This window comes from Bacillus sp. FSL W7-1354 (assembly GCF_038002405.1).
In the GTDB taxonomy this organism is placed as follows: domain Bacteria; phylum Bacillota; class Bacilli; order Bacillales; family Bacillaceae; genus Bacillus; species Bacillus paralicheniformis.
This window is the reverse complement of the sequence record NZ_JBBOCL010000001.1, coordinates 3,397,501-3,420,902: the sequence shown is the minus strand read 5'-3', so window position 1 is coordinate 3,420,902 and position 23,402 is coordinate 3,397,501. Positions and strand designations below refer to the sequence as shown.

The 23,402-nt window shown below is 44.0% G+C and carries 26 protein-coding genes, 2 rRNA genes and 1 pseudogene (1 of these 29 running past the window's edge); 1 reads left to right on the top strand and 28 read right to left on the bottom strand.

What is annotated here, in order from left to right:
• Positions 1-10: 10 nt before the first annotated feature.
• From glmU to metG, 13 genes and pseudogenes are all read right to left on the bottom strand, one after another.
• Complete coding sequence (gene glmU / locus MKZ04_RS17330; RefSeq protein ID WP_079289492.1) at positions 11-1,381, bottom strand: bifunctional UDP-N-acetylglucosamine diphosphorylase/glucosamine-1-phosphate N-acetyltransferase GlmU; 1,371 nt, start codon at positions 1,379-1,381, stop codon at positions 11-13.
• A 301-nt stretch (positions 1,382-1,682) separates the two neighbouring features.
• Positions 1,683-1,976, bottom strand: a complete 294-nt coding sequence (spoVG, locus tag MKZ04_RS17325; protein ID WP_003178198.1) for a septation regulator SpoVG — start codon at positions 1,974-1,976, stop codon at positions 1,683-1,685.
• A 180-nt stretch (positions 1,977-2,156) separates the two neighbouring features.
• Positions 2,157-2,534, bottom strand: coding sequence for a 2-iminobutanoate/2-iminopropanoate deaminase (gene ridA / locus MKZ04_RS17320; protein ID WP_020449807.1), 378 nt, complete (start codon positions 2,532-2,534; stop codon positions 2,157-2,159).
• Positions 2,532-3,385 (bottom strand): annotated as a pseudogene (gene purR, locus MKZ04_RS17315) (pur operon repressor); the annotation flags it as partial. The pseudogene purR and the gene ridA, both read right to left, overlap by 3 nt.
• 56 nt (positions 3,386-3,441) lie before the next feature.
• Entirely contained in the window at positions 3,442-4,311 is an 870-nt protein-coding gene (gene ispE, locus MKZ04_RS17310) for a 4-(cytidine 5'-diphospho)-2-C-methyl-D-erythritol kinase (protein ID WP_341047180.1), read from the bottom strand.
• A gap of 298 nt (positions 4,312-4,609) precedes the next feature.
• Entirely contained in the window at positions 4,610-4,795 is a 186-nt protein-coding gene (locus MKZ04_RS17305) for a small, acid-soluble spore protein, alpha/beta type (RefSeq protein ID WP_003178189.1), read from the bottom strand.
• 156 nt (positions 4,796-4,951) lie between these two features.
• The gene (gene veg / locus MKZ04_RS17300) at positions 4,952-5,212 is read right to left on the bottom strand and encodes a biofilm formation stimulator Veg (protein ID WP_003178187.1); all 261 of its coding nucleotides are present in this window, start codon (positions 5,210-5,212) and stop codon (positions 4,952-4,954) included.
• A gap of 224 nt (positions 5,213-5,436) precedes the next feature.
• Positions 5,437-6,318: a sporulation peptidase YabG gene (gene yabG, locus MKZ04_RS17295; protein ID WP_023855980.1), complete on the bottom strand. Its 882-nt coding sequence runs from the start codon at positions 6,316-6,318 to the stop codon at positions 5,437-5,439.
• A 159-nt stretch (positions 6,319-6,477) separates the two neighbouring features.
• Positions 6,478-7,356: a 16S rRNA (adenine(1518)-N(6)/adenine(1519)-N(6))-dimethyltransferase RsmA gene (gene rsmA / locus MKZ04_RS17290; RefSeq protein WP_020449803.1), complete on the bottom strand. Its 879-nt coding sequence runs from the start codon at positions 7,354-7,356 to the stop codon at positions 6,478-6,480.
• Positions 7,349-7,909: a ribonuclease M5 gene (rnmV, locus tag MKZ04_RS17285; protein ID WP_341046477.1), complete on the bottom strand. Its 561-nt coding sequence runs from the start codon at positions 7,907-7,909 to the stop codon at positions 7,349-7,351. Before rnmV ends, rsmA begins: the two co-directional genes overlap by 8 nt.
• A gap of 167 nt (positions 7,910-8,076) precedes the next feature.
• Positions 8,077-9,273 (bottom strand): G5 and 3D domain-containing protein, encoded by a 1,197-nt coding sequence (locus tag MKZ04_RS17280; protein ID WP_020449801.1) that lies wholly within the window; start codon positions 9,271-9,273, stop codon positions 8,077-8,079.
• 244 nt (positions 9,274-9,517) lie between these two features.
• Complete coding sequence (locus MKZ04_RS17275) at positions 9,518-10,285, bottom strand: TatD family hydrolase (protein WP_020449800.1); 768 nt, start codon at positions 10,283-10,285, stop codon at positions 9,518-9,520.
• A gap of 83 nt (positions 10,286-10,368) precedes the next feature.
• On the bottom strand, positions 10,369-12,357 hold the full coding sequence (gene metG, locus MKZ04_RS17270) for a methionine--tRNA ligase (RefSeq protein WP_341046474.1): 1,989 nt from the start codon (positions 12,355-12,357) through the stop codon (positions 10,369-10,371).
• Between the two features lie 507 nt (positions 12,358-12,864).
• Here metG and MKZ04_RS17265 point away from each other — a divergent pair.
• Positions 12,865-13,155: an AbrB/MazE/SpoVT family DNA-binding domain-containing protein gene (locus MKZ04_RS17265; protein ID WP_085959887.1), complete on the top strand. Its 291-nt coding sequence runs from the start codon at positions 12,865-12,867 to the stop codon at positions 13,153-13,155.
• A 49-nt stretch (positions 13,156-13,204) separates the two neighbouring features.
• Here MKZ04_RS17265 and rsmI read toward each other — a convergent pair whose 3' ends face one another.
• The 15 genes from rsmI to MKZ04_RS17190 all read right to left on the bottom strand — a co-directional run.
• On the bottom strand, positions 13,205-14,080 hold the full coding sequence (gene rsmI / locus MKZ04_RS17260) for a 16S rRNA (cytidine(1402)-2'-O)-methyltransferase (protein WP_142238597.1): 876 nt from the start codon (positions 14,078-14,080) through the stop codon (positions 13,205-13,207).
• Positions 14,055-14,348, bottom strand: coding sequence for a GIY-YIG nuclease family protein (locus MKZ04_RS17255; RefSeq protein WP_020449797.1), 294 nt, complete (start codon positions 14,346-14,348; stop codon positions 14,055-14,057). Before MKZ04_RS17255 ends, rsmI begins: the two co-directional genes overlap by 26 nt.
• The gene (locus tag MKZ04_RS17250) at positions 14,335-15,078 is read right to left on the bottom strand and encodes a tRNA1(Val) (adenine(37)-N6)-methyltransferase (RefSeq protein ID WP_020449796.1); all 744 of its coding nucleotides are present in this window, start codon (positions 15,076-15,078) and stop codon (positions 14,335-14,337) included. Before MKZ04_RS17250 ends, MKZ04_RS17255 begins: the two co-directional genes overlap by 14 nt.
• Positions 15,079-15,142: 64 nt before the next feature.
• Positions 15,143-15,505 (bottom strand): DNA replication initiation control protein YabA, encoded by a 363-nt coding sequence (gene yabA / locus MKZ04_RS17245; RefSeq protein ID WP_020449795.1) that lies wholly within the window; start codon positions 15,503-15,505, stop codon positions 15,143-15,145.
• Positions 15,506-15,519: 14 nt separating this feature from the next.
• Positions 15,520-16,347, bottom strand: a complete 828-nt coding sequence (locus MKZ04_RS17240) for a PSP1 domain-containing protein (RefSeq protein WP_020449794.1) — start codon at positions 16,345-16,347, stop codon at positions 15,520-15,522.
• Positions 16,348-16,349: 2 nt separating this feature from the next.
• Complete coding sequence (gene holB, locus MKZ04_RS17235; protein WP_341046471.1) at positions 16,350-17,339, bottom strand: DNA polymerase III subunit delta'; 990 nt, start codon at positions 17,337-17,339, stop codon at positions 16,350-16,352.
• A gap of 11 nt (positions 17,340-17,350) precedes the next feature.
• Positions 17,351-17,791, bottom strand: coding sequence for a YaaR family protein (locus tag MKZ04_RS17230; protein ID WP_020449792.1), 441 nt, complete (start codon positions 17,789-17,791; stop codon positions 17,351-17,353).
• 11 nt (positions 17,792-17,802) lie between these two features.
• Positions 17,803-18,132 carry a cyclic-di-AMP receptor gene (locus MKZ04_RS17225; protein ID WP_003178156.1) on the bottom strand — a complete coding sequence of 110 codons (330 nt, stop codon included), beginning with the start codon at positions 18,130-18,132 and terminating at the stop codon, positions 17,803-17,805.
• 74 nt (positions 18,133-18,206) lie between these two features.
• Positions 18,207-18,845 carry a dTMP kinase gene (gene tmk / locus MKZ04_RS17220; protein WP_026579005.1) on the bottom strand — a complete coding sequence of 213 codons (639 nt, stop codon included), beginning with the start codon at positions 18,843-18,845 and terminating at the stop codon, positions 18,207-18,209.
• Entirely contained in the window at positions 18,842-20,284 is a 1,443-nt protein-coding gene (locus MKZ04_RS17215; RefSeq protein ID WP_318602750.1) for an aminotransferase class I/II-fold pyridoxal phosphate-dependent enzyme, read from the bottom strand. Before MKZ04_RS17215 ends, tmk begins: the two co-directional genes overlap by 4 nt.
• Before the next feature lie 139 nt (positions 20,285-20,423).
• Positions 20,424-21,617, bottom strand: coding sequence for a toxic anion resistance protein (locus MKZ04_RS17210; protein ID WP_328031813.1), 1,194 nt, complete (start codon positions 21,615-21,617; stop codon positions 20,424-20,426).
• A 16-nt stretch (positions 21,618-21,633) separates the two neighbouring features.
• Complete coding sequence (locus MKZ04_RS17205) at positions 21,634-22,251, bottom strand: 5-bromo-4-chloroindolyl phosphate hydrolysis family protein (RefSeq protein WP_023855986.1); 618 nt, start codon at positions 22,249-22,251, stop codon at positions 21,634-21,636.
• Between the two features lie 212 nt (positions 22,252-22,463).
• Positions 22,464-22,655 (bottom strand): sigma factor G inhibitor Gin, encoded by a 192-nt coding sequence (locus MKZ04_RS17200; RefSeq protein WP_020449787.1) that lies wholly within the window; start codon positions 22,653-22,655, stop codon positions 22,464-22,466.
• A 169-nt stretch (positions 22,656-22,824) separates the two neighbouring features.
• A 5S ribosomal RNA gene (rrf, locus tag MKZ04_RS17195) occupies positions 22,825-22,940 on the bottom strand.
• Positions 22,941-23,072: 132 nt separating this feature from the next.
• Positions 23,073-23,402: ribosomal RNA gene (locus MKZ04_RS17190) — 23S ribosomal RNA — on the bottom strand (it continues 2,600 nt past the right edge of the window).

The following is a 23,402-nucleotide window of genomic DNA, read 5'->3' as shown; positions in this document are numbered from 1 at the left end:
CGATTTAGGATTATTTTTTGTGTATGTTCTCAGCGTAGTCTTCTTTGTTGACTTGTCTTGCTCTGGCAATAGACAAAGCCTTGCCTGGTACATCGTCGGTAATCGTTGAACCCGCAGCGACGTATGCACCTTCACCGATTGTCACCGGAGCGACCAAATTGGAGTTGCAGCCGATAAATGCCCCATTTTCAATCTTCGTTTTGAACTTATGTTTCCCATCATAATTTACGGTAATCGACCCGCAGCCAAGATTGACATCCGTTCCGATTTCCGCGTCCCCTATGTAGCTTAAATGAGATGCTTTGCTGCGATCACCAAATTCCGATTTTTTCACTTCGACGAAATTCCCGATCCTTACCTCATTGCCGATCTTTGAATCGGGTCTGATATGAGCAAACGGTCCAATTGTAACATCGTCACCGACTTCACTGTTCACGACAACGGACTGCTTAATAACCGTTCTGCTGCCGATCGTACTGTTTTCGAGTTCGCTGTTCTGTCCGATGACCGCGTCCTCACCGATGACAACCCGCCCTTTAATAACGGTGCCGGGATAAATCACGGTATCTCTGCCGATGACGGCTTCCGGTGAAATATATGTGTTGTCGGGGTCGATTAAGCTTACGCCGTTTCCCATGTGGCGTTTATTGATCCGCTGCTTCATATAAATTTCCGCTTGTGAAAGGGCGACTCTGTCATTGACTCCGAGCGTTTCCTGGAAGTTGCCAGTCTGATAAGCGGCTACAGTCTCACCTTGATTTTTCAAGATCTCAATGACATCCGGAAGATAATATTCCCCTTGTACGTTGTCATTGGAAACCTGCTCGATCGTTTGAAAAAGAGCTTCGTTGTCAAAACAATAAGTTCCTGTGTTAATTTCTTTGACAAGTCTTTCCTCGTCTGTTGCATCTTTATGTTCGACAATTTTTGCAACATCGCCGTTTTCATTGCGAATAATGCGTCCGTAGCCTGTCGGATCCTCCGCTACAGCGGTTAAAATCGTCACTTTTGCTGCTTTTTTCTGGTGCTCATTGAGCATGGCTTCCATCGTTTCGGCAGTTAAAAGCGGTGTATCTCCGCAAATGACGATAGTCGTTCCTTTTTCGCTTCCAAGAATCGACTTGGCCTGCTTAACGGCATGGGCTGTTCCGAGCTGTTCAGCCTGCAGGGCATATTCGCTTTTTTCCCCGAGGTGTTTTTTGACATCTTCGGCTCCATGTCCAACTATTGTGACAAGTTTTTCTAATGATAGCTTGCGAGCTTCGTCGACAACATGCTCGACCATAGGTTTTCCGCAAACCGGATGAAGAACTTTATAAAGCTTTGATTTCATTCTTGTTCCTTGACCAGCTGCTAACACAACTGCAAACCGCTTATCCATGTATTGGCCTCCATTATCCCTATTATCCATAGAAAAATATATCCTAAATATGAGTTGATTTCAAGCAAGCCAAAATGAGAAATCAGAAAATCAAGACAGCATATTTTGGATATTCAGAGTATATTTAGGATTCACTGATCAGGGAGACAAATTGATTCCTTCGGGATGGGATTCTCAAACCGCCATATGTTTTACCTCCTGTTTCTGTTATACGCAATCACGAACCATATATTGTCATTTTATTATGATAAGATTATTTTTTTTCAAAACAAAAAGGGCTTATCCATAAGCCCTTCTTTTTTTAAGAAGCTCCAGCTTCTTCATATTCTATTTCCTCAACGTCACCCAAACGATGATATTCATTTAACACCGCGTCCTGAATTTTTCCGCGGGTGCTTGAGTTGATTGGATGAGCGATATCACGAAATTCTCCATCAGGTGTACGCTTACTTGGCATCGCAACGAAAAGACCATTGTTTCCATCAATTACACGAATATCATGCACTACAAATTCGTGATCCAGCGTGATGGATGCAATCGCTCTCATGCGACCATCGGTATTCACGCGGCGTAATCTTACGTCGGTAACTTCCACAGTAGTTCACCACCTTTTCCCAATATAAAAACATTAGTGTAACTATTCAACGGTTTTTTTTGTTTTCCTGCATAATTAAAAATATTTTTGTAATATTGGGATAAAAAAACACTGAATTGACAAATTTTCCAAACAAAAAAGATGATTTTGGAGACCAAAACCATCTTTTCGGCGTTTTTTCTATTTTACTAATGCGACGACTTCTATTTCAACGAGCGCGTCTTTCGGCAGCCTTGCCACCTCAACACATGATCTCGCCGGTTTGTGGGTATCGAAGTACTGTCCGTAAACTTCATTCACCTCTGCGAACTGATTCATATCCGCCAAAAACACAGTTGCTTTGACGACAGTCTCCAGAGAGGCGTTCGCTTCTTTCAGCACGGCTTTTAAATTGCGGAAAACTTGATGCGTCTGTTCTGTGATGTCTCCAGTCACCATTTCACCCGACGGGGTCAGTGGAATTTGCCCTGAACTGTAAAACATATTATTGACAACAATTCCTTGTGAATACGGTCCGATCGCCGCCGGTGCTTCTTTTGTCTGAACAACCTTTGTCATCTCAAACTCCCCATTTCCTATTCATTGTCTGCAAAAAAACACTGAAAGTTTCCGTTTTGGATTTCCACCTTTTTTTCCTTCATATCAATTTCAGAAAGAGTCAAAAGGGACATGTACTCATCGACCAGCCGCTCCTTGACTCCCTGAGCCTCCACAAGAACACCGATGCCTGCTACATGGGCATTGAATTCCTCGAGAAGATTGATCATACCGTTGATCGTTCCTCCCGCTTTCATAAAGTCGTCTATAATCAAAACGCGCGAGCCCGTCTGCAAGTTGCGTTTTGCAAGAGACATCGTCTGAATGCGGTTGGAAGATCCAGACACATAGTTAATGCTGACCGTTGAACCTTCAGTTACCTTATTGTCTTTTCTGACGACCACTGTCGGCACATCAAGGTAGCTGGCTACCGCATATGCCAGAGGAATTCCTTTTGTCGCCACCGTCATCACGACATCGATCTCCCTGTCTGAAAAAGCTGAAGCAAAAATCTTGCCGGCCTTCGTTAATACAGAGGGCTTGCCAAGGATATCGGTTAAATACAAATATCCGCCGGGCAATATCCGTTCCGAATCGATCAATGACTCACCGAGCGACTTTACAAATTCCTCCGCTTCATCGCGTTTTACCTTTGGAATGTATTTAACGCCGCCTGCTGCTCCCGGCACGGTCTGAAGCGTCCCGATCCCCTGCTGCTCGAAGGTCTGCTTAATAATGGTTAAATCTTCACTAATGGATGATTTAGCAGATTGATACCGTTCTGAAAAGAAGGTTAATGGCACTAAGACATGCGGATGGGTCAACAAATAATTTGTCAGATCCACCAATCTGCCGCTTCGACGAAACTTCATGCACTTACCTCCAAAATCCGAATATTTTTAAAAATAATATAACTTAACATACGGATTTAATCAAGTTCATTTTGTTCTCCGATCATCCGCACCGCATAAACCTGATCGCAAAACCCTCTTAATCCGTTATAGATTCTTTGTACTTTTGATTCGTATTGAACCAATCCGAACACAGTGGGGCCGCTCCCGCTCATCAGCACAGCATCGGCGCCAAACCGCTTCATTTGATTTTTGATCATCGCGACTTCGGGATGCATATTCAATGTAACAGATTCGAGAACATTGCCGAGTTTGTCGCACATTTTTTGAAAATTCTTCTCTTCGATCGCAGAAATCATACCTTGAACATCCGGATGTTCAATCTCATCGACTTTCAGCTGCTTGTACACTTCTGCAGTTGATACGCCGATCGTCGGCTTTGCCAGCACAACCCAGCAGTGCGGCGGAGTCTCGATATGACTGATTTTCTCTCCTCTTCCCGTTGCAAGAGCCGTTCCTCCATGTACGCAAAAGGAGACATCAGATCCGATCTCAGCGCCAAGCTCAGCCAGTTCATTCATCGAAAGCTTCAAATCCCACAGCCGGTTCAGCCCTCTGAAGACGGCAGCCGCATCGCTGCTTCCTCCCGCAAGCCCCGCAGCAACGGGAATCACTTTCGTAATAAATATAGAAACACCTTTTTTAATGCCGTATCGTTCTTTCATGAGCATTGCAGCCTGATAAGCAAGGTTTCGCTGATCGTCGGGAACAAAGCGGTTATGCGAAGAAACCGTTACTTTATCTTCTGCCAGCTCGGTTAATTCAATCCGATCCGCCAAATCAATTGTCGTCATGACCATCTCTACTTCATGATACCCATCTGGACGTTTGCGGCGAACGTCGAGCGACAAATTAATTTTAGCCGGCGCCTTCTCTAAAATACGCAATCCATTCACCTACTTCTCCATCTAAACATAAGTATCCACATTGTAACATATTTTGAAGTACAGGACGTACAAATGCATGCGCCCGCGCAGGACGCCGCGCCTTTAGCATGCGGTCATTTTCCATACAAGTACAAATGCATGCGCACGTGCAGGACACCGCGCTCTTAGCATGCGGTCATTCCCGCAGATCGCGATTGCCCCCTTCAGCGAATCCTCAAGGCGTTTGCAGCACCTGATCGGCTGAATGCAGATCAATGAAAAAAACGGAGGACAGAAGCGCCCTCCGTATGTCACTGTTTTAATGATTTTGCTGGTTTTGAGCCATATGCTGTTCGGCTAATTCAATGGCCCTCTTCACCATGTTACCGGCGTCTCTGGCCCGAATTCCGCCCCAGCCCTCGGTTTTTACCGTGTCGTAAAATCCAAGATCCTTAGCCAATTCATTTTTGAATTCCTCTGACATGATGCTTCGACGTCTGCCCATGCGAAACAGCCCCTTTCAAGTATCATACCATCCGTCTGACTCATCATAAAACAAGTGACATGTATTAGCTTTGCTCGATTTGTGCAGAACTTCCCCGAAAAATTCTGGATAAAAAAAGGCAAAACAAAAAGCAGCAAACATAAAGTCCGCTGCTTATTAAAGGGCTACTGAGCTGGTTTTATCATCAGAAAATCTCAATTCAACCGTCTCAGTAAGAATATCCGCATAACTGTATGAAACTCTTTCAAACGAATTCTCGTCTTGGTCTAGTTGTATCACAAAAACAGAAGGGTACGTCTCAGCTAAAATGCCCGAACGCTCAATCGTTTTTCGGCGGCCACCGTTTGCTTTTAACGTCAGCCTTTTTCCCAAATGTCCATCAAGCGATCTTTTAATATCGGACAACGTTTTCGCCATTGCATCCACCTCACTATATTCAGTATACACCAGAAGCCCATTTTTGTCAAATAAAATTTAAATTATATCAACGTTCATAAGCCTCTGTCAATAAAATATTTGTGACAAATTATACGCCGACTTTCCCTTATTTTCCTCATTTTTCGTTTCATTATGTATGTTTTTTTAAAAAAAGGTAAAAACATTCGGCTGTATGGCAAAAACCCGCCATCCGGCGGGCTCGTTTAATCGTTTTCTTTTGTTTTATATGGCATTCCGATTCTCAATACGCCTCGCGTCTCAATGCCTCCGAGTCCCTTTTCCCTCGTCAGGGTGTTTCTGAGCACTTCCCAGACGTTAATGCGGTCCATAAACGGAGTGAAGCTGATTTTTGCGACTATATAGACCGGATCAAGCGCATGGATGTTGACTCTTGACGGAGAGCTTGCAAAATTTGCACCGGCTCTGATCAGTGATTCAAAATGGGACTGGCATGCGCCTGCAAAAATGACAAGCTGATCAAGATGGGGAATTTTTTTTCTCGCTTTTTGAACGGTTTCGATAAAATCTTTTGAATGCCTGTAGGCATCCAGATTGTTAATATCACCCTTCTGCTTAGAATAGGCATCGTGTCCGGTGATGACGAGAAGATCCGGGCGGTACTCATCGATCAGTTCCTCGATGACCGATGACATTTTCTTTTCATAACAATGAATGCCGTATACAGGAACCCCGATCTTTTCATAGAGCGCCAGACATTTTTTTAAATAAGCCGAATCCCCGTCTAAATGAAGGACTCTTCCAGGCATATGAAAGTACTGCTGTTGATTGTTATATTGGTTTGTGGCGCGGTACTCATGTTTATTGTGAAGGAGTTTGTAATCCTGGCGGAGAAGATCGAGGGATTCCTTCATTCTCGATTCTTCTTCCCGCTTTCTCATCTGCCGCTCAGCCTCGCGGACCATCTCCAAGTCCGTTAAATATGCGTCAGCGATTAATCTGACCTCATCTCCGTGCAAAACGGCCACAGGTTCTCCATTTGCCGATTGATCAATTCGTATAATTCGAAATAAGATATCTCTTCGATAAGATTTTCTGACGACCATATCGCCTATTTTAAATTGCATGCTTTTCACTCCACACATAGACTAAGCCCCATCCTGATGAATATAAAGCAATGAAAAGTAAAGGTGCTTCTTTAGCCTATGTGCCCGCCCTTCAAGTGGTGAACGGATGACAAGCCTGATCAGGCTTAAAGCCCGGCTTCAAATAAAAAAAGCCCTCCATTAAAGAAGGACTGCTCTCAAGCGGTCAGATAAGACAGCGAACTCTTCAATGCTCAGCGATTCTCCGCGTCGTTTTCCGTCGATTTGTGAATCCTGAAGCGCTCTTTCAATTTTTGATTTATTCTCCTTGCCATTCGGCAGGTTGTTAACGAGGTTGTTGAAAAGCGTTTTTCGGCGCTGTGCAAAGCTGGATTTTACGACTTGAAAGAAAAAGGCTTCATCTTGAACCGCAACAGCCGGTTCTCCCCTCAGCGTCAGCCTGATGACCGCGGAATCCACGTTAGGCTGAGGGACAAATACAGTCTTTGGCACATTCATGACCGTTTTGGCTTCGGTATAAAACTGAACCGCGATGGAAAGGGACCCGTATTCCTTTGTAGAAGGTTTCGCAGCCATTCGGTCCGCCACCTCTTTTTGAAGCATGACGACGATCCCTTTCAGCGGCAGATTTTCTTCTAAAAGCTTCATGATGATCGGAGTCGTGACGTAATACGGGAGGTTGGCGACAACCATCACCTCATCGCAGTCTTGAAACTGCTCGTCCATTACCGCCCGGACATCGGCTTTCAGGACATCCTGGTGAATGACAGTCACATTATCATACGGAGAAAGCGTATCTTTTAAAATCGGCAGGAGCCTTTGGTCGATTTCGAAGGCCGTCACTTTCTTCGCACGCTTTGCCAGCTGCTCGGTCAATGCCCCGATCCCCGGACCGATTTCAATCACGCCGGTACGCTCCGTCACTCCCGCATGGTCGACAATTCTGTCCAATATGTTCGTATCAATCAAGAAGTTCTGCCCCAGGCTTTTTTTGAATGAAAATCCGTATTTATTGAGAATTTCCTTAGTTCTAATTGGGGTGGCGATATCTTTATTCATGCTCTTCCTCCCGCAGCACAACATCCAGTGCGCTTAAATAATCACTCTTTTTGATCTGAAACATTTGCAGCCGCTTTTGAAGCTGTTTCCCATTTGTATAGCCGATATTCAATATCTCGCCGAGCCGCTCCCGCCTTTGTTTTGCCAGAGGGCCCCCGATCAGGCCGGCTTCGATTAAATCCCGAGCCTCAATCTCAGGTTCCGTCGCCTCCATTTCCTCCTGAACGGTTTTTAAGCATTTGCGGATTGCCTCAAGCGAAGCATGTTCAACACCGATTCCGCGCTTATTTTTAGGCTTTGCCAAATGCTTGGGTAAAAATGCATGCTTGCAGCCGGGGACTTTTTCTGCAATCGTTTTTCTGATTTTTTCCCCCGGGAAATCAGGATCGGTTAAAATAATGACCCCGCGCGTTTCCTGGGCAAGCCGAATCCGTTTGATGACGTCTTCCCCTATGGCAGATCCGTTCGTTTCAATCGTATCAGCATCAACAGCCGATTTGATTTTTGCTGTGTCATCACGGCCTTCGACAACAATGATTTCTTTAATCTTCATTTCTTCCTCCGTATAGTGAAAAACCTTTTATTACATTTTTAAAATTATTGAAACCTTTTTGTAATAAAACCGTCTAATTAATTAGAAAACAAGATGGATCTATTATAACCAAAAAAACAGAGGGCGCAAAATCCCTCTGCTTATATAAGAAGCGTAATAAATGATATTTAGTTCAACACCTTGATTTTAACTCTTTTGTTACCCCAGCGGTAAGCTGTAGACTTACTCGGAAAGAATACATCGATTTTACGGCCTTTGATGGCTGAGCCTGTATCGGCTGCAACCGCGTAGCCATATCCTTCTACATGTACTTTAGAACCCAGCGGAATGACGCTCGGATCGACAGCGATCACTTTAGCACCCGGATTATTTTTCAAGTTAACGCCGGTCGCAGTGTGGCCAGAGCATCCGTTGCAGCTTGCCGTATAAGCTGTAGAGGATACATAAAATTCTTTTCCTGAGGATTGATTTCCGCGTGATACATTCGCGCTGACTGTAGCCACTGCGGCTTGCTTTGTACCGACAGCAATGATTTTGGCTTTGCTTTCAGCGGCTGTTTCCTCTTTAACCAGTTCTCTGGAAACTTCCTTGCCGTTTTTCATCACAACGGCATAGTGCTTTTTAAGCTTGCCATGTTTACCGTCCCGTACAACTTTTTCTTTCCCCTTTTCAAGTGAATCGTCCTCTTTTTTGCGGACTTCAAAAGGGATGTTCTCTTCCACTACATCGGTGACTTTTTTGATACGAGTAATGTGAATCGCCTGATCTTTTGTCAGCTTTTTATCAAGCGCAGGCTTAACTTCATCATCGCCTTTTATGCTGATCTTATGATGTTTTAAAAAGTCAGCGACCGTAGTCGAAGTCGTCCATATATCTTTATCTTTACCGGCATCCTTTACGGTTACTTTAAAAGCCCTTTGCAAAGTCAGCTTCATGTCTTTCGTTATTTCTTTATCAACTGAGGGTTCAATTTGATCGTGTTCCGCCAACTCTAGATTTAAATCTTTCAGCAGTTTGCCGACAGTACCCGCTGTTGTCCAGATTTCTTTTTCCTGTCCGTCGACCGCGAAATGAACAGGTTTTGCGGCAACATACTCAACATTCGTGTTCGCCGTTAATTTTGTATCTTCAGCGGGAGAGATGTGATCTTCTTTCCTCGTCTCGATGTCTAAGCTTTTCAGCAGTTCACCTACGGTTTCCGCATTCGTGCGAACATCCTGCTTTTTCCCGTTTATCGAAATGGTGACTTGCTGTTTAGCGAGCTCATGTGCTCCGTAAGCAGTTCCGCTTCCTGCGACAAGCAGTCCAGCAGCAATCAGTATCCACCTGCTTTTGCTAAGCTTTACGGAAAACAGCTTTTTCATTTTTTGTATGATGAAAAACGCCTCCTTCTCCTCGGGGAGATTATATAGAGTATCTACAAGCCTGTCAACCCTCCTCTCTATTTCTCCGCAAGCCCGCCATCTCTTTTATTATGGGAAAACCACCTCATAAAAGAAAGAAAGACTTGTCGACAAAGATATCCTATGAGTGCAAACAGACATGTAGAACTTTTTAGAACCGTCCCCCGAAGAGACAAGCTTGAACAAGGCTCGATATCAAATCGTGTCAGCTGATGCCGAAAAGTTTTTTTGCATTTTCTGTGGTGATGGCCGCTATTTCTTCATAAGTCATCCCTTTCAATTCAGCAATTTGTTCGGCGACAAGCTTCACATAGCTTGGTTCATTCCGCTTTCCTCTGTATGGATGCGGCGTTAAATACGGGCAGTCCGTCTCAATTAAAAGTCGGTCATTTGGTATTTGTTTGACCACTTCCTTCGGCTTTTTGGCATTTTTAAATGTGACGGGACCGCCGAAAGATAGGTAGAAATTCATATTTATGCACTCTTGTGCAATTTCGGCGCTTCCGGTATAACAGTGCATGATCCCGCCGACTTCCTCGGCCCCTTCTTCCCGCAAAATAGAAACGACATCCTCTGTTGCATCACGGTTGTGAATCACGATTGGCAAGCCGACTTCTTTTGCCAAAGCAATCTGTTTTCTGAACACCTCTTTTTGAACGTCCTTCGGCGACTTATCCCAATGATAATCAAGTCCCATTTCACCGATCGCCACAACTTTTTCATGGGCAGAGAGGTCTTTGATCCAAGCCAAATCTTCATCGGTCATATCAATTGCATCAACCGGATGCCACCCGATGGCAGCATAAATAAAATCGTATGCTTCAATCAATTCCATTGCGCGCTTAATCGTCGGACGATCGAATCCCACAACAACAATGTGCTCCACTTTTTCTTCCTTTGCCCGAGCAATGACTTCTTCCAAATCCTCATTAAATTGCTCGGCATTTAAATGTGCATGTGTATCAAATAACATCAAAATGCCACCTTTTTTAGATATTGTCGAAAAACAAAAGGTGTTCGACGAAATGTTACACGTGGAACACCCTTTGCCAACATTTATTTGATTCGCGTTCCGTTTGATAATGAACTGTCTACCGCTGCAAGCGACAGAACGCCGTTGTCTTCTCCAGCCAATATCATGCCTTGAGAAAGTTCTCCTCTTAGTTTGACCGGTTTTAAGTTTGTTACACAAATGACTTTCCGGCCGACAAGATCTTCAGGTTTGTAGTGCTTGGCAATTCCTGAAACGACCTGGCGTTTTTCAAAGCCCAAATCAAGCTGAAGCTTTAACAGACGGTCCGCTTTTTTGACGGGTTCGGCATGGATGACTTCAGCCACTCTCAGCTCCGTGCTCATAAAATCGTCTATCGTGATTTCCGGAAGCCTTTCAATTGCTTTTTCCTCTTGTTTCGGTTCTTCTTTTGGAGCCGTTCCCTGCATTTTTGATTTGATATAAGCGACTTCATCTTCCGCTTCAAGACGCGGGAACAACGGTTCTCCTTTTTGAACTTTGACCGATTTCAGCTGGCCGAAGCTTTTAATGCTGTCCCAGTTTTTCAATGACGCATCCGTAACACCGAGCTGTGCAAAAATCTTTTCAGGCGTCTGCGTTAAGAACGGCTGCAGCAATACAGCAGTGATGCGCAACGACTCTGCCAAATGGTACATGACCGATTGAAGATCTTTTTCTTTGTCCTTATCTTTTGCCAGTACCCATGGGGCTGTCTCGTCAATGTATTTATTCGTTCTGCTGACAAACTGCCACAATGAAGAAAGCGCTACAGAAAACTCCATATTTTCGATCGCCTGTTCGTACGCTTCAATTGTCTTTTGTGAGAATGATGACAACTGTTCGTCAAAAGCGGTAACCGGGCCTTCGTATGACTGAACCCGGCCGTCAAAGTATTTGTTGACCATGGCGACCGTTCTGTTTAACAGGTTGCCTAAATCATTCGCTAAATCATAGTTAATCCGCTCGACAAATCCTTCCGGTGTAAATACGCCGTCAGAACCGAACGGCACTTCGCGGAGAAGATAATAACGCAATGCATCAAGTCCGTATTTGTCGATTAATGTGACTGGATCGACCACATTTCCTTTTGATTTAGACATTTTTCCGTCTTTCATCAGCAGCCATCCGTGGGCAAAAACTTTTTTCGGCAGCGGAAGGTCCAATGCCATCAGCATAATCGGCCAGTAAATGGTATGGAAACGGACGATCTCTTTACCGACAAGATGAACGTCTGCCGGCCAATATTTTTGATAATTTTCATCGTTTGCCGTATTAAAGCCAAGTGCCGTAATGTAATTAAACAGCGCGTCTATCCAAACATAGATGACATGCTTCGGGTTGCCGGGCACTTTTATTCCCCAGTCGAACGTCGTCCGGGAAACAGCCAAATCCTCAAGACCCGGTTTAATAAAGTTGTTGATCATTTCATTTTTGCGGGATTCAGGCTGAATGAATTCAGGATTTTCTTCATAGAAAGCGAGCAGCCGGTCCGCATATTTTCCCATGCGGAAGAAGTAAGATTCCTCTTTGATTAACTCAACGGGATGGCCGCTGTCAGGACTTTTTCCTCCGATTACCTCGCCTTTTTCGTTTCGCTCAACATCAACGAGCTGGGTTTCGGTGTAAAACGTTTCGTCAGGTATGCTGTACCAGCCTTCATATTCATCAAGATATATATCACCATTGTCAAGCAGCTTCTGAAAAACCTTTTCGATCACGTTTTTATGACGTTCCTCTGTCGTCCGTATGAAATCGTCATTGGATATGTCGAGCTTTTTCCAAAGCTGCTGAATGTCTTCTGCCGCACGATCGACCAATTCCTGCGGAGTAATATTTTCCTTCTCCGCCGTTTGCTGGATTTTTTGTCCGTGCTCATCTGTACCTGTTAAGTACCTGACATCAAAGCCTCTCAGTCTTTTATACCGAGCCATCGCATCACCGGCAACGGTTGTGTAGGCATGTCCAATATGTAGCTTTCCACTTGGGTAATAAATGGGTGTAGTGATGTAAAACGTATTTTTTTCTTGCGGCATGATGGAACCTCCCAATTAAAATGTCAAAAAACTCCCGCCCAAAGGACGAGAGCGGCATGTGTATTCATTCAGTATATACTCAATATATAATCCCTCTTTATATGATACCATCTTAGCCTTCAAGTTCAAGAAAATATACATTGTCGATCCATCATGAATACGGTCGATTACAAATTTTTTAACAGAAAGAAATATTATACTTCGACAAAAAAATGCTTTCATTGTCGAATAATGTCGTATATAATCGATATGAGGAAAAACCTTAGTTCGAAAGTCTTGATTTAAGGGCTTTTTTTTGATTGATCCTACTGTTTTATCATCTTCATTTCCCTTGTTACATCAGTTCTTCCAAGGTCTTTTGACTATATGATCTAATTTTTACAAACAATAGAAAAGAAAATGATTGACGTTTATTGGAAACCTTGTTATGCTAGGACTGTAAGGATTTTGTCGAATAATGACGAAGATAATAAACACCTATAAAAATAACAATCTTTCGGGAGGAGAATGAATATGAAATCTACAGGTATTGTACGTAAAGTTGATGAGCTAGGACGCGTGGTGATTCCGATCGAACTTCGCCGTACGCTTGGAATCGCGGAAAAAGACGCTCTTGAAATCTATGTAGATGACGAAAAAATCATCTTGAAAAAATATAAACCAAACATGACTTGCCAAGTTACAGGTGAAGTTTCTGATGACAACCTTAAACTTGCAGGCGGTAAATTGGTTCTTAGCCCTGAAGGCGCTGAGCAAATCATTAACGAAATTCAAGCACAACTTCAATCTCAAAAATAATTATTTTGATTATACAAAAACCGCTCTTGCCGAAGCAAGGGCGGTTTTTTTAGTTTTGAATATGATAAGCGTCATAAATTTTCCGTTTCGGAACGCCGCGGTCTACCGCGGTTTTTTTAATGGCTTCTTTTGAATGATATCCTTCGCTGATATAATGCTCGACATGTTCTTTTTCTGAAAGGTGCTCCCACCAGAACGACTCTTCGATCGTTTCTTCACGGCTTCCCTCGATCACAAGGCAAAACTCTCCGCGCACCTGTTCCTGTTCAGCCCATGTGAGTGCTTCTTCGATCGAACCTCTGATAAACTCTTCAAATTTTTTCGTGAGTTCCCTTGTCAATGCGATTTGCCGGTTGCCGAATACCTCTCTGATGGCTGACAAGGTTTCTTTCAGCCGATGCGGGGACTCGTAAAAAATCATCGTCTCCTGTCTGTTTTTCAAAGCCTCGAGCTGTTTTTTCCTTTCCCGTTTGTTACGGTCCAAAAAACCGAAAAAGAAAAACGGCTGCGGCGCAATGCCTGAGGCTATCAGTGCGGTCAAAGCGGCATTTGCACCGGGCAAAGGCACGACATAGCCGCCCATTTCGATAAAATCGCGGACGATTTCAGCCCCGGGGTCAGATATTGTCGGCATTCCGGCGTCACTGACCAGCGCGACATTTTTACCTTCTTTCAGCCATTCCAAAATTTTGTGTCCGCTGCTTTCTTTATTGTGTTCATGGTAGCTGACAAGCTGTGTCTCGATTTCGTATACATGGCACAATTTCTTCGTCTGCCTCGTATCCTCCGCAGCGATAATGTCCGCCTCTTTCAACACAGAAACCGCTCGAAATGTCATATCCTCCAAATTGCCGATGGGTGTCGGAACGAGATATAACATGCCCATGTCTGATTTTTGGTCAAAGCTCTTTTGCCGGTTGATAATCAACACCCTCCCGTCTTTTTTCTTCTATATAACGTTCTTTGTTCTTTCTCGATAATTTTTTAAAATAGTATTCGGCCTGCATCGCCTCTCGCTTTGTTGAAAAGCACTCTGCATAATGGAGTTTTACCGGCAGCCTTGCCCTCGTATACTTCGCGCCTTTCCCGTCATTATGGGTTTTCAGGCGCTTCTCGATATTGTTTGTATAGCCGGCGTACAAGCTACCGTCCCGGCACGAAAGCACATAAAAATAATGGCTACTCGTCTCCATATAAAATCTTCCTTATTTCAGGTGTATATTGATCTTGTTCATCATATACGAATAAAGGAGGCAGAATTTTCAGGTCAGGCCGGCCGTCTTTTATTCCTTCCACTAAAATGGTGTTGGCCTCTTTACTTTTTTTCGGGTAAACAAACTGGACGCGCTTCGGCTCGATTTGGAAGGCCTTCATCAATTCAAAGATTTCGAGCAGCCTCCCCGGCCGGTGAACGAGAGCGAGTTTGCCGCCCTGCTTTAACAGCTTGCTGCTGACGCGAACGACGTCTTCAAGCGTGCAGTAAATTTCATGTCTGGCAATGGCCAGATGTTCATTTAAGTTTTGCTCCGTTTTTTGCGGCGTCTTGAAATAAGGAGGATTGCATGTGACGACATCAGCTTTATTATATCCGAGCACCTGCGGCATATTGTTCAAGTCGTCCCTGATGAGATGAATCTGTTTTTGTAGGTTGTTGTATTCCACGCTGCGGAGAGCCATGTCATACAGCCTTTCCTGAATTTCCACCCCGGTGATGGCGGCTTTTGTGCGGGTGCTGAGAAGCAGCGGAACAATCCCGTTCCCTGTGCACAGATCAATGATGTTTCCTTTTTGTATCGGAACATATGCAAATTTCGACAGCAGAACGGCGTCTAAGGAAAACGCAAAAACTGTCGGGCTTTGCACGATTTTCATATCTTCTGCAAGTAAATAATCCAGTCGTTCATCGTCTTTTAATTGAATCATGTCTTTTCCCTTTCCTAAACACATTGTACCGTTAAAAAGGCTTCCGTTCCGCCGGAAGCCTTTCTTATTTTTTATTTAAGAACGAGAGGCAGAACAGGCAGTCTCCTTCTTTGCGAACACTTCCGTAATGGATGTTGCAAATATGGAAACCCTCCTGATACAGGCGCGCCAAATTATCATGGCCTTCTCCAATATCAGCATGCCCTGTCTTTTCTGCTTTTATCTCTTTTTCATCGGATTTTGCGTTTTTTAGCCTTTGATCCGTTTCTTCCAGCCTCTTGCGCAAATGCTCGTTTTCAAGCTGTAAATGATTGTTTTCTTCAATCATTTCCCCGATATGCTGCTTGAGATCTCCAAGCTGGCGGTAAAGGGACCCGATTTGTTCTTCTAAACTTATCACTGTATCAAACAATTCTTTTTTATCCAAGGTTTCACACCTCGTTAATCTGTGGTTTGTGCAGATACGACACCTTCTTGCAACAGCTCATCCCACGTATATTCAACGACTTTGTCACAGTCTGTCAGTTCAACTTGGAGAATGCGTTCAAGAATATTCAAGCCGACGACTTTTGCCGGGCCGTTGGACGTGGCGATCACTTCCCCAATATCCGGAAGCTGTTCTTTTGCTGTTTCGTATTCATCGTTTTCATATTTCAGACAGCACATCAGCCGTCCGCATAGTCCGGAAATCTTCGTCGGATTCAGCGACAGATTTTGATCCTTTGCCATTTTAATAGACACGGGCTCAAAATCACCTAAAAATGTGGAACAGCAAAGCATTCTTCCGCACGGTCCGATGCCGCCCAGCATCTTCGCTTCATCCCTGACGCCGATTTGCCTCAGTTCGATTCTCGTTTTAAAGATTGACGCCAAATCTTTGACGAGTTCTCTAAAATCGACTCTTCCGTCAGCCGTAAAATAAAAAATGACTTTGTTGCGGTCAAAAGTGAATTCCACATCGACCAGCTTCATCTCAAGGCCGTGCTCGTTAACCTTTTTCTGGCAGACATCAAAGGCGGACAGCGCAGCTTCTTGATTCTCTTCAACGATCAGGCGGTCGCGCTCATCCGCAACTCTGATCACTTTTCTTAAAGGCAGCACGACATCGTTCTCGTCTACTTTCTTGTTGGCGATGACAACCTGCCCGTATTCAACACCGCGAACCGTTTCGACGATCACACAGCTGTCTTTATCTATCTGAAATCCGTTCGGATCGAAATAATATATTTTGCCCGCTTTTTTAAAACGGACACCAATAACGTTGTACAAGCTTATCCCTCCTGCAGCATTAAAACCAAGTGCTCCATTAATCCTTGAGCATTCACATTGGAATAAAGCCGTTTTTTTGCTTCTAAAACAGCAAGTATCTGGTTTGTCACTCTTTGTTGTGTTGTTTGCAGCGCATGCTGTTTTAATGATTGGAATAAGTCCTGAAATAGTATTTTATCTTCATGTCCCAACTGAATGGACAACACGTCGCGATATATAAATAAAAGCATATCAAGACCCATTTCTTGGTGGTCTTTCTCCTTGAAAAAGGGCATCCACTGATCTTGAATATAGAAAAAAGCATGTCCTTTTCGCTGGTGTAAGACTTCATACAATTTTATCACTTTCGCTCGCGACTCTGCAAACTGATCATTTCGACTCAATTCGAGCGCTTCCGATAAATTGTTTGTCATATTCGACAAAAGGGCAGCAATATTCGGTGAGACCTCTTGTTTGATCAGTTCCTTTTCAATTGATTCGGGCTGCAACGACTGAAAGGATAAAACTTGGCATCTCGATATGATCGTATCGAGCAATTTTTGCGGCTGTTCCGTTAAAAGAACAGCGATTGTATCGCTGCTCGGCTCCTCTAAAAACTTCAGAAGGCTGTTCGCCGCATTGACCGTCATTTGATCGGCATGGGAGATAATGTACAGCTTTTTATGCGATTCCAAACCGGTCTTTGAAAACTCTTCTTGAAGCGCCTGAATTTGTCCCTTTTTAATCGAAAGTCCGTCCGGATGCACGACGTGAACGTCCGGATGGTTTCCTGATTCAATCCGCTGGCAGTTCCGGCACGACTCACATGGCTCCGCCCCGTCTTCAAGGCAAAAAAAGCTTTTTGCCAGAAGGATTGCCGCGTCTAATTTGCCCGTCCCTTTGCGCCCTTCAAATAAATAGGCATGGGCAAGCCGGTTTCTTTCTATACTATTTTGCAAAAGCTTCATGACCCGTGGCTGAAGCTTCTGCATTTCTGTCCAGGTTGTAGCCATACCATCACTCTCTATGTGTAAAGGTTTATCAGTAAACCCTTGATTTCGCCAATCTGTTCTAAAAGTTCGATAGAAGATTTTTCTTGGTCCATCAGGTCCTCTGTTAATTGCACAAGCTTTTCGTCCAGTTCTTTTACAATGCTCAATGTCCGGCTGTTTCCGTACAGATCGAAGCTTCTTGAATTCTCCACCGTCAGCCCGTTTTCAACGGTCTCTTTTACAAATCGTTTGATCAAGCCTTTGAATCTGGCCAAATCCTTGAAGTTCCTCGACTTTGATAAGCGTTTTCCGAACGCTTCAATATCTGTTAAAAGCATTGTCAACTGTTCAACTCGTAGCTTGCCGCTTTGTATATTCATCTTCTCTTTAAATGAAGCAGAAACGTTTTCTCCTCTTGCAGGCGGAGTCTGCTGTTTCTCTATCATTGTACGCAGTTCTTGACTTATTTTCATATCCTCAACCCTTAAAATTGATGGAATTGCTCGATCGGCAGTACAAAAACGGTTGCTCCGCCCACTTCAACTTCAACGGGATAAGGAACATATGAATCGGCATTTCCGCCCATTGGAGAAACAGGGGCAATCAGCTGATCGCGCTTGCTTCCGTTTTCTTTTATCAAGCTTAAAGCTTTGTCTACTCGAATATCATCTACACCCAACATGAAGGTTGTGTTTCCCGATTTCAAAAAGCCGCCGGTTGACGCCAGTTTAGTCACGCGAAAATTGTGATCGGTTAAAGCCTTTAAAAGCCTATTGCTGTCTTGGTCTTGAACAACAGCGATAATTAACTTCATATGAAAAGCCCCCTTTTGGATGGAAACACTTAAGGATACTCTTGCTACCATTATAACAATGAATGGTAAACAGGTCACAACTGATTTTCTTTTAATGCTTCCTTAATGATGTTATTTACCCTTTTTAACACATGTTCAACATTCTGACTGGCATCCACGATCCGAAATCGGCCGGGAAACCGGTTCATAACTTCTTTATAGCCTTTTTGAACAAGTTGATGAAAATGGAGTTTTTCCAGATCAAGCCGGTTCTTCTCTCTGGCATGATTTATATTGATCCGCTTCATTCCCTCTTCCGGGTCGATGTCGAAATAAATCGTCATATTAGGCATCATATTGCCGATCGCAAATTGATTAACAGAAAATACTTCATCAATGCCGAGTCCCCTGGCATACCCCTGATAAGCAAGTGAACTGTCGATGAACCGGTCGCATAAGACGATTTTTCCTTCTTCAAGCGCCGGTTTTACTTTTTCGACAAGATGCTGCCTTCTTGCGGCTGCATATAATAAGGCTTCGGTTTTTGGATCCATAGCCGTATGACTTGGATTTAAAATAACCTCGCGAATTCGTTCAGATATTTCAATGCCGCCCGGTTCTCTTGTCGCGAGAACAGAATAGCCGTTTTTCGTCAATTGGTCTGCCGCAGCCTGAAGGATTGTCGTTTTCCCCGCACCTTCAGGCCCTTCAAAAGTAATAAATAATCCGTTCATGATTTCTCCTCTTCTATATATACAGTTAATTGCTTTTGTTTGAGCTGATTGCTGCCCTGAATGTGTACATTCAGGTCGACGAGCCGCGTCAGCCGGCTGATCGTCTCTTTTGTTATTCTCTCACCCGCCATAATCAACGGAATACCCGGAGGGTACGGTATGACCGGTTCCGCGCTTATTCTGCCCGCGGCTTCCGTAAAAGGAACCGATTCTTTTTTGAAGGCTGACAACTTGCTTTTCCGGTAAGGCAAAGCTGTGACTTTTTCAGAAGGGATTCCGATTCCGGCAGGATAATCGTGTTGAACAGCTGTATCTCTGATTTCTTTGCCGATTGTGCTGATCAGTTCCGGCGCAGGCTTGTTTTTTCCTTCAAGCGGCAGGATCAACAGGACTTGCCTTTCATCTGCCAATTCAGGATGGATGCCGTTTGCTTCAAATATGGATTTCAGTTCAAAACCGGAGTGGCCATACGCTGATCTGACAGACAGCTTAAGCGGATCTTGCTGGATACCGGCATCAGCCGGCTCGACGATCTCGGCTCCGTTTATTTGAGAAAAGGCTTCTCTCATGTTGAGGAGCTCTTTCTCAATATCGGCTGTTCGATTTGTTTTCAAGATATCTTCGGCGTATGCCCTGGCTATATCCAAAGATGCCATGATTGGATAAGAAGGACTGCTGCTTTGAAGTACAGAGAGATAATATGCCAGTCTGTCCCTGTTCATCCTGCGGCTGTTAATATGCAGATAAGATCCCATTGTCATCGCCGGGAGCGTTTTGTGCGCAGACTGAACGACAACATCGGCGCCCGCTTTCAGCGACGACTGGGGAAATGGATGGCCCAGCACAAAATGGGCGCCGTGAGCCTCGTCGACTAGAACGGGAATGTCGTGTTGATGGGCCTCTTCTATGATCGGCTTCAGATCAACAGCATGTCCGTAGTAATTGGGATATGTCAGCACGATTCCTTTAGCGTGCGGATATTGTGAAATTGCATCTTTTGCCGTTTCGTACAATATATGTGTGGGAACGGCCATCGCCTCATCAATTTCCGGCGTCAAAAAAACCGGATGGGCGCCTGAAAGTTCAATCGCATGAAATACAGACTTATGGCAGTTCCGCTGAACAAGTATCGTGTCACCCGGCTGACAAACAGCCATGATCATCGCCAGATTCCCGACGGTCGAACCATTGACGAGAAAAAAACTTTCTTCCGCGCCATAAAGCCGCGAAACTAAATCCTGCGCTTCTTTGATGACGCCTGATGGCTCATGCAAATCATCCAGACCCGTCAGTTCAGTTAGATCAACTTTGAGAATCGTTTCGAAAAAGGTTTTCGCTTCATCAAAAAAGACATCTCCATTGTGATGTCCCGGAACGTGAAAAGAATAATGATGTCCTTCAGCATGGTTCACCAATGCTGTATATAAAGGTGTCTTCATATAACCGATCCTTTAGTCATCTTCTCTATTTTCTTCGTCACCCTCGTGCTCCCGGATGACGGTATGACATTCTGCATTTATTATACCCTTCAAGGCGGATTACATAAAGGGCGGACGTTTTGGTAAATGTTTATCTTGCTTATGATAAACGGTTTTGGTTTTCTTTCATGTCCAGCAGCTTAGCCTTGAGACCATCTTCCATTGCCCTTATTTCTTCTTCTGCCTGAAGGCGCTTTGAACGGCCATCTTCTTGAATTTTAAGCGTCTCCTCAAGCGTTCCGATCAGATTGTCCTGCACTTGTTTCAATGTTTCGATATCGATAAAGCCGCGCTCATTTTCCTTGGCAGTTTCGATCGTGTTGGCCTTCAGCATCTCGGCATTTTTCAAGAGCAGTTCGTTTGTTGTGGCTGACACCTTTTTTTGAGCTTCTACGGCTCGGCGCTGCCTCAACAGAGTAAGCGCAATGGCAACCTGATTTTTCCAAAGAGGAATTGCTGTCATAATCGATGATTGGATCTTTTCCGCCAGCACTTGATTTGTGTGTTGGATTAAACGGATTTGCGGGGCGCTCTGCAGTGTAATTTGTCTGCTCAATGTTAAATCATAAACCCGCTTTTCCAGCCGGTCGGCAAACTGAATCATATCATTTACATCCTGAACGGCCATATGATGATGTTCTGTTTTCGATTTCTCTTTTAATTCGGGAATGGTTTGATGTTTTAATTCTTCAAGCTTCAGCTGACCGGCTGCAATATAGACATTCAGCGCTTCATAATATTCTTTATTTTTTTCATACAGCCGTTCGAGCATCTTATTATCATTGATCAGCGCGCTTTTGGAATGCTCAAGTTTTACGCTGATTCTGTCTATTTGGGCGCCGGTTTTTTGATACCTTGATAAGACTTCTTGAACAGAATGGGATACTCTTCCGAAAAAACGGGAAAAAAAGTTCCTTTTTTCAGTTTTCAATTCATCAGGGCTGACCTGTTCAAGCTTTTTCATTAGGTCGCTTAAGACCTGCCCAATTTCACCAATATCTTTTTTTTGGACGTGCTCAAGCATCTCGTGTGAAAAATTCAAGAGTTTGGATTGAGCTTGCGTTCCATACAGAGTCATGCTGTCATGTTGTTTTGGATCGATCTGTTCGGCCAGTTGGAATGCTTGCCGGCGTTTTTCTTCGGATAACGTATCAACCAGATTTACTTGCTGCCCGCGGTGTTCTTCCTCCATGCCGGAAACAGACTTTTCTCCTTGTCCAAAAGGATCGGAAAGCAAATCATCAATTTTAAGCTGTGCGCCAGTTTTGTGTAACGATGGTTTATATTCGCTCATTTTCAGCTTTCCTCCGTCAGCCTTTTTTCATTGAATGCTTTGCGACGTCCAGTTCAAACTCCAAGTGGTCAATGTCTGTTTTCAGCAAGTCATAAAGGTCGTCTTCCAATTGCTTGGCAAGCTTATCGATCATCATGCGTGTTTCGCTTAAAGAAACTTCAAGCTTCGCATTACGTTTTGGCTGTGACGCCAAAAACGCATGCTTTTCCGTCAGTTCAACAATTGAATCAAGGCTTTGATAATAAAAGCGTTCAACCTGGTAAAAACGCTTTGGTTCGTTCTTTGTGATGCTGTAAATTTTTCTGACGATACGGAGAATTTCTATATTTTGTTTAATCGTTTGAATGTTTTTGACTGCGAACAAGGCTTTTCTTAACCGGGCGATTTTCAGCTTAGCTTCCCGCAGATTTTGCTTTATATAGGTATATTCCCGCCGTGTAAGCTGGTTTTCTTTTAAAAACAAATAGGTTCCGTACCATTTCCCGCCAAGATAAACGGCAACCCAGGTTCCGGCTGCATAAGCGGAAGACAGCAGAAAAGTCTGGTTAAGCGCGAAGAAGCTGGTGAACCAAAGGAGCACGGACAATGCACTTGCAGCAGTTGCACGAAGCATAAAATGAAGAATCGGTTTCATTACACCACTACTCCTAATATATAAATTTCTTTTTTTATGATAAATCGGTCGTTTCTTTATACTACTTTCTTATACGGATATCGGCTAAACAAAGTTTCAGCTCGAAAATCATGGTGTATAGCAAAAAAGACACCTTAACCGTGTCTTCATCACTTTCATTATACCTTTGATCCATACAGACTTAAAGGCTTAAAAAAAAGACCTAAAACGGTCTAAGAATATAATGGCGGTGTCCGGAGACTCTTTAATTTTTTGACATAGTCAGAGTACTCAGGATCTGATGTTGATGTAGATATAATCTTTTTCTCACAATCCGAACATAAAAATTTCGTATAAAGGTGAATGCCTTCGGTTTTATTTTCCTCACAAATGATACACGTTTCCCCATGATTAGACTTACTCATCCATTCCACCTCCATGGGTTTCAGTATGCCCAAAGAACAACATTTGTATACAAAATTAAGAATGTTTTTGAAGGTTAGATTAGTATATGTAGTCAGGAAGGGTTAGGTGTTTGTATCAATGAAGTTCCGACAAAAAAAGACCAGCTTATATAAGCTGGTCTTTTTCATCGCTTGGCGGCGTCCTACTCTCACAGGGGGAAGCCCCCAACTACCATCGGCGCTGAAGAGCTTAACTTCCGTGTTCGGCATGGGAACGGGTGTGACCTCTTCGCTATCGCCACCAAACTATTGCCTTCAGGATGAAGGTACTGGGCGTTCCTCACAGGATGTGAGGGCCTTTAGCCGAGTTTCCTTGCCTTTGGCTTTTGAGAGGCATTCTCTCAAAACTAGATAACGGTCAGACGATTCACAAACATTTAGGTTAAGTCCTCGATCGATTAGTATCTGTCAGCTCCATGTGTCGCCACACTTCCACCTCAGACCTATCAACCTGATCATCTTTCAGGGATCTTACTTCCTTGCGGAATGGGAAATCTCATCTTGAGGGGGGCTTCATGCTTAGATGCTTTCAGCACTTATCCCGTCCGCACATAGCTACCCAGCGATGCCCTTGGCAGAACAACTGGTACACCAGCGGTGCGTCCATCCCGGTCCTCTCGTACTAAGGACAGCTCCTCTCAAATTTCCTGCGCCCGCGACGGATAGGGACCGAACTGTCTCACGACGTTCTGAACCCAGCTCGCGTAC

Coding starts and splice junctions, on each gene's coding strand:
- rnmV (WP_341046477.1), bottom strand. CDS start 7,909: ATGAAGATTAAAGAAATCATTGTTGTCGAAGGCCGTGATGACACAGCA.
- MKZ04_RS17250 (WP_020449796.1), bottom strand. CDS start 15,078: ATGATTCAATTAAAAGACGATGAACGACTGGATTATTTACTTGCAGAA.
- ridA (WP_020449807.1), bottom strand. CDS start 2,534: ATGACAAAGGTTGTTCAGACAAAAGAAGCACCGGCGGCGATCGGACCG.
- MKZ04_RS17230 (WP_020449792.1), bottom strand. CDS start 17,791: ATGAAAATAAGTCAAGAACTGCGTACAATGATAGAGAAACAGCAGACT.
- rsmA (WP_020449803.1), bottom strand. CDS start 7,356: ATGAATAAAGATATCGCCACCCCAATTAGAACTAAGGAAATTCTCAAT.
- tmk (WP_026579005.1), bottom strand. CDS start 18,845: ATGAACGGATTATTTATTACTTTTGAAGGGCCTGAAGGTGCGGGGAAA.
- MKZ04_RS17205 (WP_023855986.1), bottom strand. CDS start 22,251: ATGAAACCGATTCTTCATTTTATGCTTCGTGCAACTGCTGCAAGTGCA.
- MKZ04_RS17280 (WP_020449801.1), bottom strand. CDS start 9,273: ATGAAAAAGCTGTTTTCCGTAAAGCTTAGCAAAAGCAGGTGGATACTG.
- glmU (WP_079289492.1), bottom strand. CDS start 1,381: ATGGATAAGCGGTTTGCAGTTGTGTTAGCAGCTGGTCAAGGAACAAGA.
- MKZ04_RS17225 (WP_003178156.1), bottom strand. CDS start 18,132: ATGAAGTTAATTATCGCTGTTGTTCAAGACCAAGACAGCAATAGGCTT.
- MKZ04_RS17215 (WP_318602750.1), bottom strand. CDS start 20,284: ATGAAGACACCTTTATATACAGCATTGGTGAACCATGCTGAAGGACAT.
- MKZ04_RS17265 (WP_085959887.1), top strand. CDS start 12,865: ATGAATATGAAATCTACAGGTATTGTACGTAAAGTTGATGAGCTAGGA.
- yabG (WP_023855980.1), bottom strand. CDS start 6,318: ATGCAATTTAAAATAGGCGATATGGTCGTCAGAAAATCTTATCGAAGA.
- holB (WP_341046471.1), bottom strand. CDS start 17,339: ATGGCTACAACCTGGACAGAAATGCAGAAGCTTCAGCCACGGGTCATG.
- MKZ04_RS17255 (WP_020449797.1), bottom strand. CDS start 14,348: ATGGAGACGAGTAGCCATTATTTTTATGTGCTTTCGTGCCGGGACGGT.
- metG (WP_341046474.1), bottom strand. CDS start 12,357: ATGCCGCAAGAAAAAAATACGTTTTACATCACTACACCCATTTATTAC.
- MKZ04_RS17200 (WP_020449787.1), bottom strand. CDS start 22,655: ATGAGTAAGTCTAATCATGGGGAAACGTGTATCATTTGTGAGGAAAAT.
- MKZ04_RS17275 (WP_020449800.1), bottom strand. CDS start 10,285: ATGTTATTTGATACACATGCACATTTAAATGCCGAGCAATTTAATGAG.
- MKZ04_RS17305 (WP_003178189.1), bottom strand. CDS start 4,795: ATGGGCAGACGTCGAAGCATCATGTCAGAGGAATTCAAAAATGAATTG.
- MKZ04_RS17210 (WP_328031813.1), bottom strand. CDS start 21,617: ATGAGCGAATATAAACCATCGTTACACAAAACTGGCGCACAGCTTAAA.
- veg (WP_003178187.1), bottom strand. CDS start 5,212: ATGGCGAAAACGTTGTCCGATATTAAAAGATCGCTTGATGGACATTTG.